Genomic DNA, 17805 nt, shown 5'->3' on the forward strand with positions numbered 1-17805 from the left:
CGGGAGTTTGAAAGCGGTTCTCCGCATGCTGGTGCTTGATCTGGGTATCATGCTGGTGCTGGTTTCTGTCGCCTTGCTGGCCCTGATGGTTGGCGTAAACCTGCCCCAAACGGCGTTGTCCGGCTTCGAGATCGATCTGCGACTGGCCCTTATGGTGGTTATCGCCGCGCCTCTTGCCGAAGAAATCCTGTTTCGTGGCTGGCTGTCGGGACGGCCCGGCCATCTGCTGGCATTTCTGGTTATGCTAAGCGGGGGAACAGCAGTCACTCTCTCCTTTGCTGCCCGTGACCAGGGACAATATCTGGCTGTGCTGGTGGCCACCGCATTGCTTGCCTTCCTGGCAATCCTGTTGCTACGGAACCGGCCTGCACTTGGCTGGTTCCGCGCCATCTTCCCGATCATCTTCTGGCTCAGCACTTTCGCCTTCGCTTCGATCCACCTCCTGAATTACGAAGAGGGCAGCCTCGCTATCCTGCTGCCACTCGTACTTCCGCAATTCGTGCTGGGCACGATCCTGGCCTATTTGCGGGTCCATTACGGGCTGTGGAGCTGCGTGTTGCTCCATGCCGCGCACAACGGGCTGATCCTGGGTGTTGTGGCGCTGGCGAGCGCTTTTGGCGGCTAGCCCGAGACGGGCATGCTCCGCTCAAGAAAGGCGATGACCGCAGCATTGAAGGCATCGTTCCTGTCGCCTGCCACCATATGGCCCGCGTCGCCCACATCCACGCTTTCGGCATGCGGCACCTTGGCGCGGAAAGCTGCGATGCTGGCATCAGACACCATATCGGACAGCTTGCCGCGCACGACCAGCACCGGCACATCCGGCCGTTCGCCCAGCCTCATGGTTGAACGCTGCAGGGGATCGTGGAACTTGCTCGGATCTTCAACTCCGAACATTACCGGATCCCAGTGCCAATAGAGCCGGCCATTGCCGCGCAGGCGCAGGTTCTTCATCAAACCGCTCGGATCTTCTGGCCGCGGGCGCTCAGGGTAATAGGCTGCCACCGCGTCTGCCGCCTCATCCAGTGAGGCAAATCCTGCGTGGTGCGCATTCATGAAGCCGACGATGCGCTCTACCCCTGCCGGTTCCATGTCGGTGACGATGTCGACCAGCACCAGCGCAGCGGGCGAGGCCCCTTCACCGATCGCATGAATGGAGGTGAGCCCGCCCATCGATGCGCCAACCAGCGCGTATGGCCCGTCATGCCCGTCGACAATGGCATGAATATCCTTAATCCGGTCATGGATCGAATAGGCCTGTGTCGGTGACCACTCGCTTTCGCCATGGCCACGGGCATCCAGATTGACCACACGGTATCCTGCCGCGACGAGCGCGCGCATGGCGCCTGCCCAGCTGTGCCGGGTCTGCCCGCCGCCATGCATCAGCAAAACAAGCGGCGCAACATCCGGCCCACCAACATCGCCGGCCAGCACTAGCCCATCCGAAGCGGTGAAGCGCGCGGGGCGAAATTCGAACGGGTCCTGATCGGCCATGAAAGCCCCTTGCAGCGGTCAACAGATGACCGCGCGTAAAACCCGCCGCCCGGTATCACAATTACCCAATTGCACAGCAAGCCGGTGCCCCGCCGCCATGCGGTTTCAGACGGCTAGATTCTGACCGCTGTTCCACTGGCCGAAACCATCAGCATCGAGCCGGTATCGCCGATCACTTCATAATCGAGATCGACGCCGACCACGGCATTGCCGCCGCGCGCGCCGCATTCGGCCTGCAGTTCCTGGATCGCCTGTTCGCGCGCCTCGGCCAGGATGCGCTCATAGCTACCCGAACGGCCGCCCACGATGTCGCGGATATTGGCGAAAAGATCGCGGAAGATATTGGCACCGACGATCACCTCGCCGGTGACGATGCCGAGATACTGCTGGATTGGCTGCCCTTCGATCGTGGGTGTGGTGGTGACGATAATCCCGCGTGCGTCTTTCCAGGGTCCTGCCATTGTCCTTCTCTCCTTAACCGAGGCCGAGCGCGGCCTTGTAGGTGTCGAGCACCATTTCCATTTCGGCCCGATCATCAGGCTTCATCTTCCGCAGGCGCACGATCTGGCGCATGATCTTGGCGTCATAACCTACCGCCTTGGCTTCGGCATAGACATCACGAATATCGTCGGCGATGCCCTTCTTTTCTTCCTCGAGGCGTTCAATGCGTTCAATCAAAAGGCGCAGGCGGTCATCGGTGGCTTCAGCCATCTGGTTCTGTCTCCATTGGAATGAGAATCGGTTGGACGAGCGATAGCCAGCGACCGGGGCGGCGTGAACCCGCCCCTGGATCAATCCACCTTATTTTTCGCTTACTGGTTCTTTTTCAGACTTGCTTCCATCGCAGCAAGCTGTTCGGCGGTCGCGGGGCTTTGCCTCGTCGCCTTCCACTCGTCTTGTCGCATGCCATGAACCAACTCTCGCGCCGCAGCCTTGTCACCTGCATATCCCGCATCACGGATCCAGTCTGCCAGGCAATTGCGGCAAAAGCCCGCTAGCCCCATCAGTTCGATGTTCTGCGCGTCGTGGCGATGGCGCAGATGCCGGACCAGCCGACGGAAGGCAGCGGCGGCCACCGCATCGTCCAGCTGATCAAGCGCATCGCCAGAGGTAATGGGCGCATTCGTATCCATGGTTACTATTCCTTGTCTTGCAATATAGCTGTGCCATAGCAGTTTGCCATGTCCAAGCCCTCACTCAACCGGCTCGATCCGCGTAACCGCAAGGTCAAGATTCTCGCCACTATCGGCCCAGCCAGTCGTTCGCCCGAGATGCTGCGCCGCCTGCTCAAGGCCGGGGCCGACGCCTTTCGCGTCAATATGAGCCACGGCGAGCACACGGTGCACGGCGAGGCGATCCGGGCGATCCGGGCGCTGGAAAAGGAATTCAGCCGCCCGATCGCGATCCTGGCTGACCTGCAGGGGCCCAAGTTGCGCGTGGGCACGTTCAAGGAGGGGCAAGCGGTGATCCGCCATTCGGGCCACTTCACGCTCGACCGCAATCCCGAGCCGGGCGATGAAACGCGGGTCTGCCTGCCCCATCCCGAACTGTTCGGAATTCTGGAAAAGGGCCAGCGGCTGCTGATCAATGACGGCAAGATCCGGCTGAAGGTGATCAAGGCGAGCGCAGACGAGATCCTTTGTTCGGCTGAAGTCGGCGGCGTGATATCCGACCGCAAAGGCGTGAATGTGCCCGATGCCGAAGTGCCGATCCCGGCACTGACCGAAAAGGACCGCCGCGATCTTGCTTTCGCTATCGAGCAAGGCGTTGACTGGGTGGGCCTGAGCTTCGTGCAACGCCCTGAAGATCTGGCCGAAGCGCGCAAGCTGATCGGCGGCAAGGCCGCGCTCTGCGCCAAGATCGAAAAGCCGATGGCGGTTCGGCGGCTGACCGAGATCATCGAGCAATCGGACGGCATCATGGTGGCGCGCGGCGATCTGGGCGTCGAGCTGGAGCCCTATGAGGTTCCGCCGCTTCAGAAACGCATCGTCAACGCCGCGCGCACGGCAGGCAAGCCGGTGATCGTCGCGACGCAGATGCTCGAATCGATGATCGAAAGCCCCACGCCAACACGCGCCGAAGTGTCCGATGTCGCCAATGCGGTCTATGACGGCGCCGATGCGGTGATGCTCAGCGCCGAAACGGCAGCGGGCGAATGGCCGGAAGAGGCGGTGTCGATCATGGACAAGATCGCGGTGCAGGTCGAGCGCGACGAAGGTTACAAGGCGCGAGTCCGGTTCCTTGCGACACCCCCCGATGCAACCACATCTGACGCGCTGGCACACGCCTGCATGACCATCGCTGACACCGTTGCAATCAGCGCGATCAATGTTTTCACATCCTCCGGCTCGACCGCGCGGCGTGTGGCGCGCGAGCGGCCCGGCGTACCGATGCTGGTGCTCACCCCTTCACAGCGCACCGCCCGGCGCATGGCGCTCTTGTGGGGCGCGCACGCGGTGATGACCAAGGATATCGGCAGCTTCGAAGAGATGATTGCGAAGGGCAAGCGGATGGCCCTGCGCCATGGATTTGGTACGGCCGGCAGCAAGCTGATCGCGCTGGCGGGTGTGCCGTTCGGGACGCCGGGGAGCACGAACCTGCTGCATGTCGTGACCCTGGCGGGTGACGAGCTGGAGAAGCATGGGGGGTAGAGCCCGGGCCGCCTTCGCCGAGCCGGAACAAACTTTAAGCATGGGCGTTGATTTCCGAGTGCGTTTGCTCACTCAAAGTTTGGAAAGGAATCGTCTAGTGCGGGGTATCCTGGGACTCATTGTAACCATCGTGGTGATCGTACTGGTGCTCAGATTTATGGGCGTGCTTTAGCCCCTTTCACCCCCGATAGACCGCTTCTGTTTGCCGGCGGCATATCGTCGCCCATTACGGACGCTCGCAGACTGGGTAATCTTTGTAGCATGAAGAAGTTATTTGCCGAGGGCCTTGCCGAGGCTGAGAGGGAGGGTGTTGTAAAAAGAGTCACTCATATCCGGCCCGCGGTCCATGCCCGTAAGCGCCTGGCGCAGCGGCAAGAACAACGGTTTGCCCTTGCAAGCGTCAAGCCGCGAGCTGGTTGAGATGTTCCAACGTCGGCCCGTAAAGCGGTTCTTCGAACACGATCCCGGCGCGCTGATCCTCGATCCACACAACTTCGGCGGGCTGGTAGCCAAGGCCGGGTAGTTTGACTGCAACCAGTTCCCCGGGGCGGATCGACCATGAACGTGCATCCACCATGCAGCCCCCCACGCTGATATCCAGCACCGGCAACTGAAGCTTCAAGCCCGAGCGATAGCGCACTTCGGCATTGTAACGCGCCGCAAAGCGTTCGTTCTGTCTGCGCTCTGTCTGCAAATCCATGCCTGTTCCCCAACGTGCTTGCCCATCAGTAACGCGGCAGGCTTGCCAGTCCCGTTACGAGCATGGCGGATTTCTGGTGGAGGAAACTGGTTAATTCGCGGTTACGCAGTTTGCCGCAGGGTTCAATCAGCTGTGGGCGGCCCTTTCCAGCCGCGCCCGCGCCTCTGCCTCGCCGATCAAAGGCAGCAGCTCGGCCATATCCGGCCCGTGGTCCATGCCCGTAAGCGCCTGGCGCAGCGGCAGGAACAGCGGCTTTCCCTTGCGGCCGGTCTTGTCCTTCAACGCGGCTGTGAGTGTGTGCCAGGGGTCATCGCTCCATTCGAGCGTTTGCGCCGCCTCAGCCATATAGGCGCGGTCTTCAGCGCCGAATTCGATCCGGTCGATCGGCCCGGTGACCAGCCGCCACCATTCACCAGCCTCGGCCACTGTCGCCAAATTGGGCCGGATCGCGTGCCAACCTGCCTCATCCATCCCTGCAGGCAGGCGGTCCTTTACCTCGACGAAATCGAGTTGGTGGATGATCGCCTTGTTGATCCGCTCAAGCTCGGCATCGTCAAATCGGGCCGGCGCGCGCCCGAAAGTCGCCAGGTCGAAGCTTTCGATCAGCGCCGCCCGGTCGGCAATCGGCTCCACGGCAAGCGAAGTTCCCAGCCGCGCAAGCAGTGCAATCAGCGCTTCAGGCTCAATGCCTTTCTCGCGGAACGCATCGCAGCCAAGCGATCCGAGGCGCTTCGACAATTTGCCTTCCTTGCCCATCAACAACGCCTCATGCGCGAATGCGGGATGCGGGCCTGCTGCATCGGATGCTGCAACAAAACCTGCAGCATGAAGTGCGGTAAACATCTGAACTTGAACAGCAGTGTTGGAAACATGGTCTTCGCCGCGCAGCACGTGCGTGATGCCCATTTCGATATCGTCGACCGCGCTTGGAAGCATATAGAGCCAAGATCCGTCGGCCCTTCTAATCACAGGATCGGAGAGTGTGGACGGATCGAATTTCTGCGGCCCACGAATTCCATCTTCCCATGCGATCGGCTCTGCATGGTCGAGCAGGAAGCGCCAGTGCGGAAGAATGCCCTCGGCTTCTTTCGCCGCTCGCTCCGCATCGGTCAATTTGAGCGCCGCGCGATCGTATATCGGCGGCAGGCCCCGCCCCAGAAGAACCTTGCGCCTGAGCTCCAGCTCCTGCGCGGTCTCATAGGCTGGATAGACCCGCCCGGCAGCCTTCAACGCTTCGAAGGCTGCCTCGTAATGCGCCAGCCGCAGCGACTGGCGTTCCTCACCGTCAGGTTCCAGCCCCAGCCAGGCGAGGTCAGCCCTGATTGCCTCGACATATTCCTCGCGCGATCTTTCGGCATCGGTATCGTCGATCCGCAGCAGGAAGCGCCCGCCGCTCTGCTTCGCCAGCATCCAGTTATGGAGCGCGGTGCGGATATTGCCGACGTGAAGGCGGCCCGTGGGCGAAGGGGCAAAACGCGTGGTGGTTGTCATGGCATTGGCCGTTAGCGCCAGTTGGCACAAAAGCGAAGCCCCGCCAGAGCACAAACTCCGGCGGGGCCAAGGTTGTTCAGCCCGGTATGGGCGCGGCGATTATTCGCTCGACTCGGCGGCGGCGGACGAAGCACCCATCGCCGCCTTCATCGCTTCTTCCGAAGGGATGGCGTCGGCTGCGGGCTCTGGCTCAGCCTGGGGCGCGGGCGCGCTGGCTGCAGCCAGTGCATCCTGTTGCTTCTTCCACTGCGCGCGGAGCGCCGCGTCACGGCTTGAAGCGATAACGCGCATGCGGTTCATGCCGGCGCCCGTCCCTGCGGGGATCAGACGGCCTACGATCACGTTTTCCTTCAGACCGATCAGCGAGTCCTTCTTCCCTTCGACCGCCGCCTGCGTCAGCACGCGGGTGGTTTCCTGGAACGAAGCGGCCGAAATGAAGCTGCGCGTCTGCAGCGATGCCTTAGTAATGCCGAGCAGGATCGGCTTGCCCTGGGCCGGAGCCTTGCCCTTGCCCAGCTTGGCATTCGCTTCGAACATTTCTTCAAGGTCGACCTGTTCGCCCGGCAGCAGCACGGTATCGCCGCCATCGGTGATCTCAACCTTTTGCAGCATCTGGCGAACGATCACCTCGATGTGCTTGTCGTTGATCTTCACGCCCTGCAACCGGTAGACTTCCTGAATCTCGTCGACGAGATATTCAGCCAGCGCTTCCACGCCGAGCACTTCCAGGATGTCGTGCGGATTGGGCGAGCCGGAAATCAGCGTATCGCCCTTCTTCACGAAATCGCCTTCCTGAACGTCGATCACCTTGGTCTTCGGAATCAGATACTCGACCCGATCTCCCTCTTCCGGAACAATCGCGATCTTGCGCTTGGCCTTGTATTCGCGGACAAATTCGATCTTGCCAGAGATCTTGGCAATCACCGAAACATCCTTTGGCATACGCGCTTCGAACAGCTCGGCAACGCGCGGCAGACCGCCAGTGATGTCGCGCGTCTTGGCAGCTTCGCGAGAAGCACGGGCAAGGATGTCGCCAGCCGCAACCGTCTGGCCATCCTGAACCGAAAGCGTAGCGCCTGGGGCCAGCATATAGCGCGCGGCCTCGGTTTCCTCGCCCTTCTTGCCACCTTCTTCGCCAAGCAAGGTCAGGCGGGGACGCAGGTCTTCCTTCCGCTTGCGACCGGTGGCGCGGTTTTCGGTGACGACCCGCTGGGCGATGCCAGTCGCTTCGTCAGTGCGTTCTTCCAGGGTCGTGCCTTCAACCAGATCCTGATAGCGCACCACACCTGACTGTTCGGTGATGATCGGCAGAGTGAACGGATCCCATTCAGCCAGGCGGTCACCTTCCTTAACATTCGCGCCATCCTGATGCATCAACACGGTTCCGTAAGGCACCTTGTGGATTTCACGCTCGCGGCCTTCCTTGTCGATCACCGCGATCTCGCCATTGCGGGCGAGCGAGAGGATACGCCCCTTTTTGTCCGTGATCGTCGGCATGTCGCGATACTCGACCCTGCCGTCCGAAATGGCTTCAAGGTGCGAAGTCTCGTTGATCTGCGCAGCACCGCCGATATGGAACGTCCGCATGGTCAGCTGAGTGCCCGGCTCGCCGATCGACTGCGCCGCGATCACGCCAACGGCTTCGCCGATGTTCACCGGTGTGCCGCGGGCAAGGTCGCGGCCATAGCAGGTCGCGCAAACGCCCTGGCCCGCTTCGCAGATCAGCGGGCTGCGGATCTTGGCCGACTGCACTTCCGCATCTTCGATCGCCTTGACCATGGGTTCGTCGAGCAGCGTACCCGCCTTGACGACCACTTCGCCGGTCTTGGCGTTGACGAGATCCTCGGCCACGGTACGGCCCAGGATGCGCTCGCCGAGCGAAGCGATGACCGAGCCGCCCTGCACGATTGCGCGCATTTCCAGCGCGTTCTCGGTCTTGCAGTCCTCTTCCACGATCACGCAGTCCTGCGATACGTCCACCAGGCGGCGGGTCAGGTAACCCGAATTCGCCGTCTTGAGCGCGGTATCGGCCAGGCCCTTGCGGGCGCCGTGGGTAGAGTTGAAGTATTCAAGGACGGTCAGGCCTTCCTTGAAGTTCGAGATGATCGGGGTTTCGATGATCTCGCCCGAAGGCTTGGCCATCAACCCGCGCATACCTGCAAGCTGCTTCATCTGCGCTGGCGAACCACGCGCACCGGAGTGGCTCATCATGTAGATCGAGTTGATCTGGGCTTCCTTGCCGTCGTCACCGATCGGCTGCGCCTTGATCTTCTCCATCATCGCATCGGCCACCTGATCGCCGCAACGGCTCCAGGCGTCGATCACCTTGTTGTATTTTTCCTGCTGGGTGATCAGGCCGTCCTGATATTGCTGCTCGTAATCGGTGACCAGCGCCTTGGTCTGATCGACCAGCGCCACCTTTTCGTGCGGGATGATCATGTCATCCTTGCCGAAGGAAATACCGGCGCGGAATGCATAGCGGAAACCCAGCACCATGATCGCGTCAGCGAACAGCACCGTGTCCTTCTGGCCGGTGTGGCGATAGACCTCGTCGATCACGTCGCCGATGTCCTTCTTGGTGAGAAGGCGGTTGACGATGTCGAAGGGAACCTTGTGGTTCTTGGGCAGGCATTCGCCGATCAGCATCCGGCCAGGCGTGGTGACAAAGCGTTTCATCTCCACCTTGCCGTCTTCATTGGCCTGCGGAACGCGGGCGATGATCCGCGTGTGCAGCGTAACAGACTTCACTTCCAGCGCCTGGTGCACTTCGGCCATGTCGGAGTAACGCGGCAGCTTCTCGATCCGGGTGCCGTCCTTCTCCTCGATATATTCGGGCGTCTTCTCCTGCCGTTCCATCGACAGGTAATAGAGGCCCAGCACCATGTCCTGCGAAGGCACGATGATCGGCTTGCCGTTGGCAGGCGAGAGGATGTTGTTGGTGCTCATCATCAGCACGCGCGCTTCCAGCTGCGCCTCAAGGCTCAGCGGGACGTGCACGGCCATCTGGTCACCGTCAAAGTCCGCGTTGAAGGCGGCGCAGACCAGCGGGTGCAGCTGGATTGCCTTGCCCTCGATCAGTACCGGCTCGAACGCCTGGATGCCAAGGCGGTGAAGCGTGGGCGCGCGGTTGAGCAGCACAGGATGTTCGCGGATCACCTCGTCGAGGATGTCCCAGACTTCCTTGCGTTCCTTCTCGACCCACTTCTTGGCCTGCTTCAGCGTCATCGACAGGCCCTTGGCATCGAGCCGGGCGTAGATGAACGGCTTGAACAGTTCGAGCGCCATCTTCTTGGGCAGGCCGCACTGGTGCAGCTTGAGTTCGGGGCCGGTCACGATGACCGAACGGCCCGAATAGTCGACGCGCTTGCCGAGCAGGTTCTGGCGGAAGCGGCCCTGCTTGCCCTTGAGCATGTCAGACAGTGACTTGAGCGGGCGCTTGTTGGCGCCGGTGATCACGCGGCCGCGGCGGCCGTTGTCGAACAGCGCATCGACGGCTTCCTGCAGCATGCGCTTTTCGTTGCGCACGATGATGTCAGGCGCGCGCAGCTCGATCAGGCGCTTCAAGCGGTTGTTGCGGTTGATCACGCGGCGATAGAGATCGTTGAGGTCCGAGGTCGCGAAGCGGCCACCGTCCAGCGGCACCAGCGGGCGCAGCTCGGGCGGAATGACCGGAATTACTTCCAGGATCATCCATTCGGGGCGGTTGCCCGATTCGATGAAGCTTTCGACAACCTTCAGCCGCTTGATGATCTTCTTGGGCTTGAGCGCGGACTTGGTGGTGGCGAGATCTTCCAGCAGATCTTCGCGCTCTTTTTCAAGATCGAGATCCATCAGCATGATCTTGACCGCTTCCGCGCCGATCCCGGCGCTGAAGGCGTCTTCGCCAAATTCGTCCTGATATTCAAGCAGCTCGTCTTCGGTCAGCAGCTGGAATTTTTCGAGCGGAGTCAGGCCCGGCTCGATCACCACATAATGCTCGAAATAGAGCACGCGTTCGAGCTGCTTGAGCTGCATGTCGAGCAGCAGGCCGATGCGCGAAGGCAGCGACTTGAGGAACCAGATATGCGCAACCGGCGCCGCCAGTTCGATGTGGCCCATGCGTTCGCGGCGGACCTTGGTCACGGTCACTTCCACGCCGCATTTTTCGCACACAACGCCCTTGTACTTCATGCGCTTGTACTTGCCGCACAGGCACTCGTAATCCTTCACCGGGCCGAAGATGCGCGCGCAGAACAGTCCGTCACGCTCGGGCTTGAACGTGCGGTAGTTGATGGTTTCCGGCTTCTTGATCTCGCCGAACGACCAGCTGCGGATGCGCTCGGGAGAGGCAATGCCGATCTGGATCTGGTCGAAGGTTTCCGGCTTGGCCAGGTGGTTGGTGAATTTGGTCAGTTCGTTCATTTTTCAAATCCCATACGGGTGAAATCTCGGGGCGGTTTGCGGTCGGGCCTTGCGGCCCGACGCGTTATTCCGCCGCCTCCGGCCATTCGTTCTCGCCGTCCTCATCTTCGCCAAGCGATTTGAGTTCGACATTGAGACCCAGGCTGCGCATTTCCTTGACGAGCACGTTGAAGCTTTCCGGAATGCCGGCCTCAAAGGTGTCATCGCCCTTGACGATCGCTTCGTAGACCTTGGTCCGGCCGACCACGTCGTCAGACTTCACCGTCAGCATTTCCTGCAAGGTGTAGGCCGCGCCGTATGCCTGCAGCGCCCAGACTTCCATTTCGCCGAAGCGCTGGCCACCGAATTGCGCCTTGCCGCCCAGCGGTTGCTGGGTGACGAGCGAATAGGGGCCGATCGAGCGGGCATGGATCTTGTCATCGACCAGGTGGTGGAGTTTGAGCATGTACATGCAGCCCACAGTCACCTTGCGGTCGAACGCATCGCCGGTACGGCCATCGAACAGCGTGACCTGGCCGGATGTCGGCAGGTTGGCCTTTTCAAGCATGGCCGAAACGTCAGCTTCGCGGGCGCCGTCGAACACCGGCGTACCCATGGGGACGCCAGTCACCAGATTACCAGCCAGTTCGAAGATCTCCTCGTCGCTGCGTCTGCGCACCTCGTCGGCATAAACATCGCCGTAAATCTCGACGAGCTTTTCGCGCACCACTTCGGGCGGGCGCCCTGCACTGGCATCGGGATTGGCCGCACGCCATTCCTCCAGCGCTGCGGCCACCTGCTGGCCAAGGCCGCGCGCGGCCATGCCCAGATGCGTTTCGAAGATCTGTCCAACGTTCATGCGCGAAGGCACGCCAAGCGGATTGAGCACCATGTCAACCGGGGTGCCGTCTTCCATGAACGGCATGTCCTCGATCGGCAGCACACGGCTGATGATGCCCTTGTTACCATGACGCCCAGCCATCTTGTCGCCGGTCTGCAGCTTGCGCTTGATGGCCACGAACACCTTGACCATCTTGAGCACGCCCGGAGCCAGTTCGTCGCCGCGCTCGAGTTTTTCCTTACGGTCCTCGAACTTGTCTTCGATGCCCTTCACGGCCTCGTCATACTGACTCTTGACCGCTTCAATCTGCGCCTGGCGATTGTCGTCAGCCACTGCAAACTTGAACCATTCGAAGCGTTCGATCGAATCGAGCAGTTCTTCGTCAATCACCGTACCCTTCTTGATGCCCTTGGGCGCTGCCGAGGCGGTCTGGCCGATCAGCATGTCGCGCAGGCGATTGTAGGTTGCACGGTTGAGGATAGCGCGTTCATCCTGGCTGTCCTTGCGCAGGCGCTCGATTTCCTCGTGCTGGATCGCGCGCGTACGGTCGTCGATCTCGATACCGTGGCGGTTGAATATCCGCACGTCGACGATGGTGCCCGAGGTGCCCGGCGGCAGACGGAGCGAAGTGTCGCGCACGTCACTGGCCTTTTCGCCGAAGATCGCGCGCAGCAGCTTTTCTTCGGGTGTCATCGGGCTTTCACCCTTGGGCGTGATCTTGCCGACCAGGATATCGCCCGGATGCACTTCAGCACCGATATAGACGATGCCCGCCTCATCGAGGTTGCGCAGCGCCTCCTCGCCAACATTGGGAATGTCGCGGGTGATATCTTCCGGGCCCAGCTTGGTGTCCCGGGCCATCACTTCGAATTCCTCGATATGGATCGAGGTGAACACGTCATCCTTGACGATACGCTCGGAGATCAGGATCGAGTCTTCATAATTGTAGCCGTTCCACGGCATGAAGGCGACGAGGCTGTTCTTGCCCAGCGCCAATTCGCCCAGATCGGTCGAAGGCCCGTCTGCAATGATGTCGCCAACTTCGAGCACGTCACCCACCTTCACCAGCGGACGCTGGTTGATGCAGGTTGACTGGTTGGAGCGCTGGAACTTCTGCAGCGAGTAAATGTCGACGCCCGACTGGCCGGGTTCGACATCGCCGATCGCACGGATCACGATGCGGGTGGCGTCGACCTGGTCAACGATACCGCCGCGCGTGGCGGTGATCGCCGCGCCCGAATCGCGCGCCACGGTTTCTTCCATGCCGGTGCCGACAAATGGTGCCTCGGCACGAACCAGCGGCACCGCCTGGCGCTGCATGTTCGAGCCCATCAGGGCGCGGTTGGCGTCATCGTTTTCCAGGAAGGGGATCAGCGATGCGGCGACCGACACCAGCTGCTTGGGCGAAACGTCCATCAGCGTGATCTGTTCGCGCGGCGCCATGAAGTAATCGCCGTTCTGGCGTGCAGAAACGAACTCTTCGGTGAAGCTGCCGTCTTCGTTCAGTTCAGCCGAAGCCTGGGCCACGGTGTGGCGCTGTTCTTCCATTGCCGAAAGGTAGATCACCTCGCTGGTGACCTTGCCATCGGCAATCTTGCGATACGGGGTTTCGATAAACCCGTACTTGTTGACGCGGCTGAAGCTTGCGAGCGAATTGATCAGGCCGATATTCGGGCCTTCCGGCGTTTCGATCGGGCAGATGCGGCCATAGTGCGTCGGATGAACGTCGCGCACTTCGAAACCGGCGCGTTCGCGGGTGAGGCCGCCCGGGCCAAGCGCCGAAACACGGCGCTTGTGGGTGACTTCCGAAAGCGGGTTGGTCTGGTCCATGAACTGCGAAAGCTGGCTGGAACCGAAGAACTCGCGCACTGCGGCAACCGCGGGCTTGGCGTTGATGAGATCGTTCGGCATGACGGTGCTGACGTCGACCGAGCTCATGCGTTCCTTGACCGCGCGTTCCATGCGCAGCAGGCCGACCCGGTACTGGTTTTCCAGCAATTCGCCAACCGAGCGGACGCGGCGGTTGCCAAGGTTGTCGATGTCATCGACTTCGCCCTTGCCGTCCTTGAGGCCAACCAGTTCCTTGACCACCGCCAGGATGTCTTCCTTGCGCAGCGTGGTGACAGTGTCTTCGGCATCGAGGCCAAGGCGCATGTTGAGCTTCACGCGGCCAACTGCGGAAAGATCATAGCGCTCAGCGTCGAAGAACAGGCCCTCGAACAGCGCCTCTGCAGTTTCCTTCGTCGGCGGTTCGCCCGGACGCATCACCTTGTAGATTGCCTCAAGGCCTTCGTCGCGGTTTTCGGCCTTGTCCGCCTTCAGCGTGTTGCGGATCCACGGGCCGGTGTTGATTTCATCGATGTCGAGCAGGTCGATCTGGTCGATCCCGGCAGCATCAAAGGCTTCGATGTGTTCAAGCGTAAGCTCGTCACCGGCTTCAATATAGATGCGGCCGGTCTTCTCATCGATCAGGTCGTTTGCAGCATAATGGCTGACGATTTCCTCAGTCGGGAGCAGCAGCTCCTTGAGGCCATCCTTTTCGGCCTTGTTCGCTGCGCGCGGGCTGATCTTCTGGCCGGCGGGGAACATTTCCTCGCCGGTCTTCGCGTCAACCAGCGCAAAAGCCGGCTTCTGCCCGCGCCACTGTTCGGCAACAAACGGAATGGTCCAGCCTTCGCCGGTCTTGCCCGATGCCCGCTTCCAGGTGATCGTGGCATAGAAGTGATGCAGGATCGCTTCGCTGTCGAGGCCCAGCGCATAAAGCAACGCTGTTACCGGCAGCTTGCGCTTGCGGTCGATACGGACGTTGACGATATCCTTGGCGTCGAATTCGAAATCAAGCCACGAACCGCGATAGGGGATCACCCGGGCGGCGAACAGCAGCTTGCCCGATGAATGGGTCTTGCCGCGATCGTGATCGAACAGCACACCCGGCGAACGGTGCATCTGGCTCACGATCACGCGTTCCGTGCCGTTGATGATGAAGGTGCCGTTGTCGGTCATGAGCGGCATATCGCCCATGTAGACATCCTGCTCCTTGATATCGAGCACGCTGCGGGTCTCGGTTTCCTGGTCGACTTCGAACACGATCAGTCGCAGCGTCACCTTCATCGGGGCGGCATAGGTAATGCCGCGCTGACGGCACTCGGTGGTGTCGTATTTGGGCTCTTCCAGCACGTAGTGGACGAAATCGAGCTCGGCGGTGCCAGCGAAATCACGGATCGGGAAAACGCTGCGCAGCGTTTTCTCAAGGCCGGAAACGTAATCGATTTCCTTGTTCGAACGCAGGAACTGTTCATAGCTCTCGCGCTGAACCTCGATCAGGTTCGGCATCTGAACAACTTCGTGGATGTCGCCGAAAATCTTGCGGATACGCTTCTTCGCAGTACCCGAAACCTTGGGGGTCTTCGCCTTGCTCGCCATGGAGAGGATCGCCTCTTTAATTGTTGCGCCGAACGCTGTTGCGCCAGCTGCCGTGAACTCGATCGGTCACGCGTAGGGTGATTCCTGATCCGGGACGCGAAAAGGCCGCAGCGATTGACGCGCCTTTTCTGGCGCGCTGCTGCAGCACTATGACCGCCCGCGAATATGGAACCCGCCGCTTCCATCCTTGAGACCAATCCCCGCGCATGAATCGGTCTTGCTCGAAGCGTGCGGTTGGCGGGCATATAGGAAAGGTCGCCAGCACTGTCAAACAATGCGGCTGCCCCAGCGGCACTTTCCGCTTCTCGATCAGGTACATATCGTTTTTCGATATTATCGATTGACAATAAGAGCGAATCACCTTATTGACTATCGATATTGGATATCAAGGAGATCGATAAATGACCCGTTTTGCCACTCAAACCTTCGCTGCCATCGCCGCCGTGCTGATCGTGGCCGCCAGCATGATCCAGCTCGTGACCGTCCCCCCGGCAGAGACTGTCACGCTCGTCGCCCCGATCCTCGCCTGATCCGGGCAGCAACACAAAGGAACGGACAATGGACACAATCAAACGCGACCCTCTCCTGCTGGCGGCCCAGATTCTGCTGTGGTTCTTCATCGGCGTGCTGGGCCTTGCTCTGGTCGCGGTAGCGATCGGAACCCCCGCCGCAGCCATATTCCAGGACCGCATCATAACCGAGGCGGCTGCCAAGGGCATCACCGCCGGGCCGGAGCTGGTGGGCGCCGTGCTCGTCATCCTCGTGGCCGTGGCAGCCTTCCTTGCGCTGGCGATCTATTTCCTCGTCCTGCTGCTGCGCATCGTGGGCAGCGTGAAGGACGGCGATCCGTTTGTTGCGATCAATGCCGAACGGCTGTCACGGATGGGCTGGATCGCGCTGGCAGGCCAGGTCGCGATGATCCCGGTCGGTGCGCTGCTGATGTGGATCGCGGAGATCACCAAGGACATCGAGAACGTCCATGTCGACAGCGACTTCGGCCTCAATCTCGAAGGCATACTGCTGGTGCTGATCCTGTTCATCCTCGCCCGCGTGTTCCGGCAAGGCGCTGCGATGCGCGAAGACCTGGAAGGGACCGTGTGATGGCAGCTGAAACCGCACCCGAAACCGTGGAAGGAACCCGTATCGTGGTCAAGCTTGATGACATACTGCACGACCGGCGCATGACGTTGACCGAGTTGGCAGAACGGGTGAACCTCACCCTCGCCAATCTCTCGATCCTCAAGACCGGCAAGGCGAGAGCGATACGCTTCTCCACACTGGAGGCGATCTGCCGCGAGCTGCATTGCCAGCCGGGCGACCTGCTCGCTTACCACAGCGATTGACCCGGCCACTGCGACTGACCCGGTTTCGCTTGACAGCCGCCCCAAATGCCTTAGAGGCCCGCCACCGAACGGCGGGCTTCTTTTTGCGCGCAGTTCATCCGTCCGAGACAGTTGGTGACCGGGATTGGCCGGTCTTAATTTCCAGCCTAGACGGGGACAGAGTTTTCTGGCCTGCGCCTGTGGCGCAGCGTCTCGCGCTTCGGCGCACCTCCTTCCCCATCGCAACGGACTCGCCCATGTTGCTTTTGCGACATGGACATACGTAGCCGGTCGCGCGGGGAGCCATCCCTGCGCGGTCAAATTGAAGGAGTATGGCATGGATCGTTCGCAAAAAGCCGATGCGGTCGCTGAGCTTAACTCGGTCTTCAACGAGGTCGGCGTGGTGGTTGTCACCCGCAACCTCGGCCTGTCGGTGGCCCAGTCCACCGATTTGCGCGCGAAGATGCGGGAAGCAGGTGCGTCCTACAAGGTTGCGAAGAACCGTCTCGCCAAGCTCGCCCTGAAGGACACCGATTACGCCGGGCTCGAGGAATTCCTCAACGGCCCGACCGCGCTGGCCTGGTCAACTGACCCGGTCGCAGCCGCCAAGGCTGCTGTCGAATTCGCCAAGTCGAACGACAAGCTGGAAATCGTCGGTGGTTCGATGGGTGCGCAGGTGCTCGATGAAGCAGGGGTCAAGGCGCTTGCCTCGATGCCGAGCCTCGACGAACTGCGCGGCAAGCTCGTGGGTCTCATCAACGCCCCGGCGACCAAAATCGCCCAGGTCGTCAATGCCCCGGCTGCCAAGCTGGCCCGTGTCTTTGGTGCTTACGGCGCCAAGGAAGCAGCATAAGGTTCATCGCACACAACGATTTTTCACGGGGCCAAAGGGAATAGCCCGGCGCCCCAGCCGATTTTTTGGAGTAATACATCATGGCCGATATTGCCAAACTTGTTGAAGAACTGTCGAAGCTGACCGTCCTTGAGGCGGCTGAACTTGCCAAGGCGCTGGAAGAAGAGTGGGGCGTTAGCGCCGCTGCTGCCGTTGCCGTGGCTGGCCCCGCCGCTGGCGGCGATGCACCGGCTGCTGAAGAGCAGACCGAATTCAACGTCATCCTGACCGGTGACGGTGGCAAGAAGATCCAGGTGATCAAGGAAGTTCGCGCCATCACCGGCCTGGGCCTCACTGAAGCCAAGACCCTGGTCGAAAGCGCTCCTGCTGCGGTCAAGGAAGGCGTCAACAAGGCCGAAGCCGAAGAGATCAAGGCCAAGATCGAAGCAGCTGGCGGCACCGTCGAGCTCAAGTAAGCTTCACAAGTTTTGCGGATGTCTTGAAGCATTCGCAGATGGGAGGGCGGTGCCGCAAGGTGCCGCCCTTTTCGCATGTCCGCGCAGAATGTGTGGCGCAGATGCCGCATGTTGCGCGCCTTGCCGCAATTCGGCTCACAAGGCACTTTCCCCTCCTGAAGCCCGCGCCTATCCGGTCCGGCTGTCTGCGCGAAT

The 17805-nt window shown here is 60.9% G+C and carries 15 protein-coding genes; 7 read left to right on the forward strand and 8 right to left on the reverse strand.

The features are described 5' to 3' along the window. Positions 1-7: 7 nt before the first annotated feature. Positions 8-625 carry a CPBP family glutamic-type intramembrane protease gene (locus tag ACX2DJ_RS01215; protein ID WP_462570516.1) on the forward strand — a complete coding sequence of 206 codons (618 nt, stop codon included), beginning with the start codon at positions 8-10 and terminating at the stop codon, positions 623-625. Here ACX2DJ_RS01215 and ACX2DJ_RS01220 read toward each other — a convergent pair. From ACX2DJ_RS01220 to ACX2DJ_RS01235, 4 genes are all read right to left on the reverse strand, one after another. Continuing rightward, positions 622-1494 (reverse strand): alpha/beta fold hydrolase, encoded by an 873-nt coding sequence (locus ACX2DJ_RS01220; RefSeq protein WP_462570517.1) that lies wholly within the window; start codon positions 1492-1494, stop codon positions 622-624. The two genes, ACX2DJ_RS01215 and ACX2DJ_RS01220, sit on opposite strands and share 4 nt — an antisense overlap. Positions 1495-1607: 113 nt before the next feature. Then, complete coding sequence (locus ACX2DJ_RS01225) at positions 1608-1955, reverse strand: heavy metal-binding domain-containing protein (RefSeq protein ID WP_354143856.1); 348 nt, start codon at positions 1953-1955, stop codon at positions 1608-1610. A gap of 13 nt (positions 1956-1968) precedes the next feature. Then, the gene (locus tag ACX2DJ_RS01230) at positions 1969-2205 is read right to left on the reverse strand and encodes a DUF2312 domain-containing protein (protein WP_203111360.1); all 237 of its coding nucleotides are present in this window, start codon (positions 2203-2205) and stop codon (positions 1969-1971) included. Between the two features lie 101 nt (positions 2206-2306). Further along, positions 2307-2627, reverse strand: coding sequence for a DUF1244 domain-containing protein (locus ACX2DJ_RS01235; RefSeq protein WP_462570518.1), 321 nt, complete (start codon positions 2625-2627; stop codon positions 2307-2309). Positions 2628-2675: 48 nt separating this feature from the next. Between ACX2DJ_RS01235 and pyk the strand changes: the two genes are divergently transcribed. Beyond that, positions 2676-4145 (forward strand): pyruvate kinase, encoded by a 1470-nt coding sequence (pyk, locus tag ACX2DJ_RS01240; RefSeq protein ID WP_462570519.1) that lies wholly within the window; start codon positions 2676-2678, stop codon positions 4143-4145. Between the two features lie 400 nt (positions 4146-4545). Here the strand turns inward: pyk and ACX2DJ_RS01245 are convergent, their stop codons facing one another. The 4 genes from ACX2DJ_RS01245 to rpoB all read right to left on the reverse strand — a co-directional run bounded on the left by ACX2DJ_RS01245 (position 4546) and on the right by rpoB (position 14980). Continuing rightward, entirely contained in the window at positions 4546-4845 is a 300-nt protein-coding gene (locus tag ACX2DJ_RS01245; RefSeq protein ID WP_462570520.1) for a PilZ domain-containing protein, read from the reverse strand. Between the two features lie 126 nt (positions 4846-4971). Continuing rightward, on the reverse strand, positions 4972-6336 hold the full coding sequence (locus tag ACX2DJ_RS01250; RefSeq protein WP_462570521.1) for a glutamate--tRNA ligase: 1365 nt from the start codon (positions 6334-6336) through the stop codon (positions 4972-4974). A gap of 99 nt (positions 6337-6435) precedes the next feature. Further along, the gene (gene rpoC / locus ACX2DJ_RS01255) at positions 6436-10737 is read right to left on the reverse strand and encodes a DNA-directed RNA polymerase subunit beta' (protein WP_462570522.1); all 4302 of its coding nucleotides are present in this window, start codon (positions 10735-10737) and stop codon (positions 6436-6438) included. A gap of 64 nt (positions 10738-10801) precedes the next feature. Continuing rightward, on the reverse strand, positions 10802-14980 hold the full coding sequence (rpoB, locus tag ACX2DJ_RS01260; protein ID WP_462570523.1) for a DNA-directed RNA polymerase subunit beta: 4179 nt from the start codon (positions 14978-14980) through the stop codon (positions 10802-10804). A 401-nt stretch (positions 14981-15381) separates the two neighbouring features. On the opposite strand from rpoB, the gene ACX2DJ_RS01265 reads away from it, so the two are divergent. The 5 genes from ACX2DJ_RS01265 (at position 15382) to rplL (ending at position 17610) form a co-directional block, all read left to right on the forward strand. Next, a complete protein-coding gene (locus ACX2DJ_RS01265; RefSeq protein ID WP_462570524.1) occupies positions 15382-15510 on the forward strand; it encodes a hypothetical protein in 129 nt (42 codons plus the stop codon). Positions 15511-15538: 28 nt separating this feature from the next. Next, entirely contained in the window at positions 15539-16081 is a 543-nt protein-coding gene (locus ACX2DJ_RS01270; protein WP_462570525.1) for a DUF2975 domain-containing protein, read from the forward strand. After that, the gene (locus ACX2DJ_RS01275; RefSeq protein WP_462570526.1) at positions 16081-16323 is read left to right on the forward strand and encodes a helix-turn-helix domain-containing protein; all 243 of its coding nucleotides are present in this window, start codon (positions 16081-16083) and stop codon (positions 16321-16323) included. The genes ACX2DJ_RS01270 and ACX2DJ_RS01275 overlap by 1 nt, the downstream gene beginning before the upstream one ends. Positions 16324-16639: 316 nt before the next feature. Then, positions 16640-17155: a 50S ribosomal protein L10 gene (rplJ, locus tag ACX2DJ_RS01280; RefSeq protein WP_462570528.1), complete on the forward strand. Its 516-nt coding sequence runs from the start codon at positions 16640-16642 to the stop codon at positions 17153-17155. An 80-nt stretch (positions 17156-17235) separates the two neighbouring features. Further along, entirely contained in the window at positions 17236-17610 is a 375-nt protein-coding gene (rplL, locus tag ACX2DJ_RS01285; protein ID WP_462570529.1) for a 50S ribosomal protein L7/L12, read from the forward strand. Positions 17611-17805: the final 195 nt, after the last annotated feature.

Source organism: Altererythrobacter chaiwopuensis (assembly GCF_054957755.1).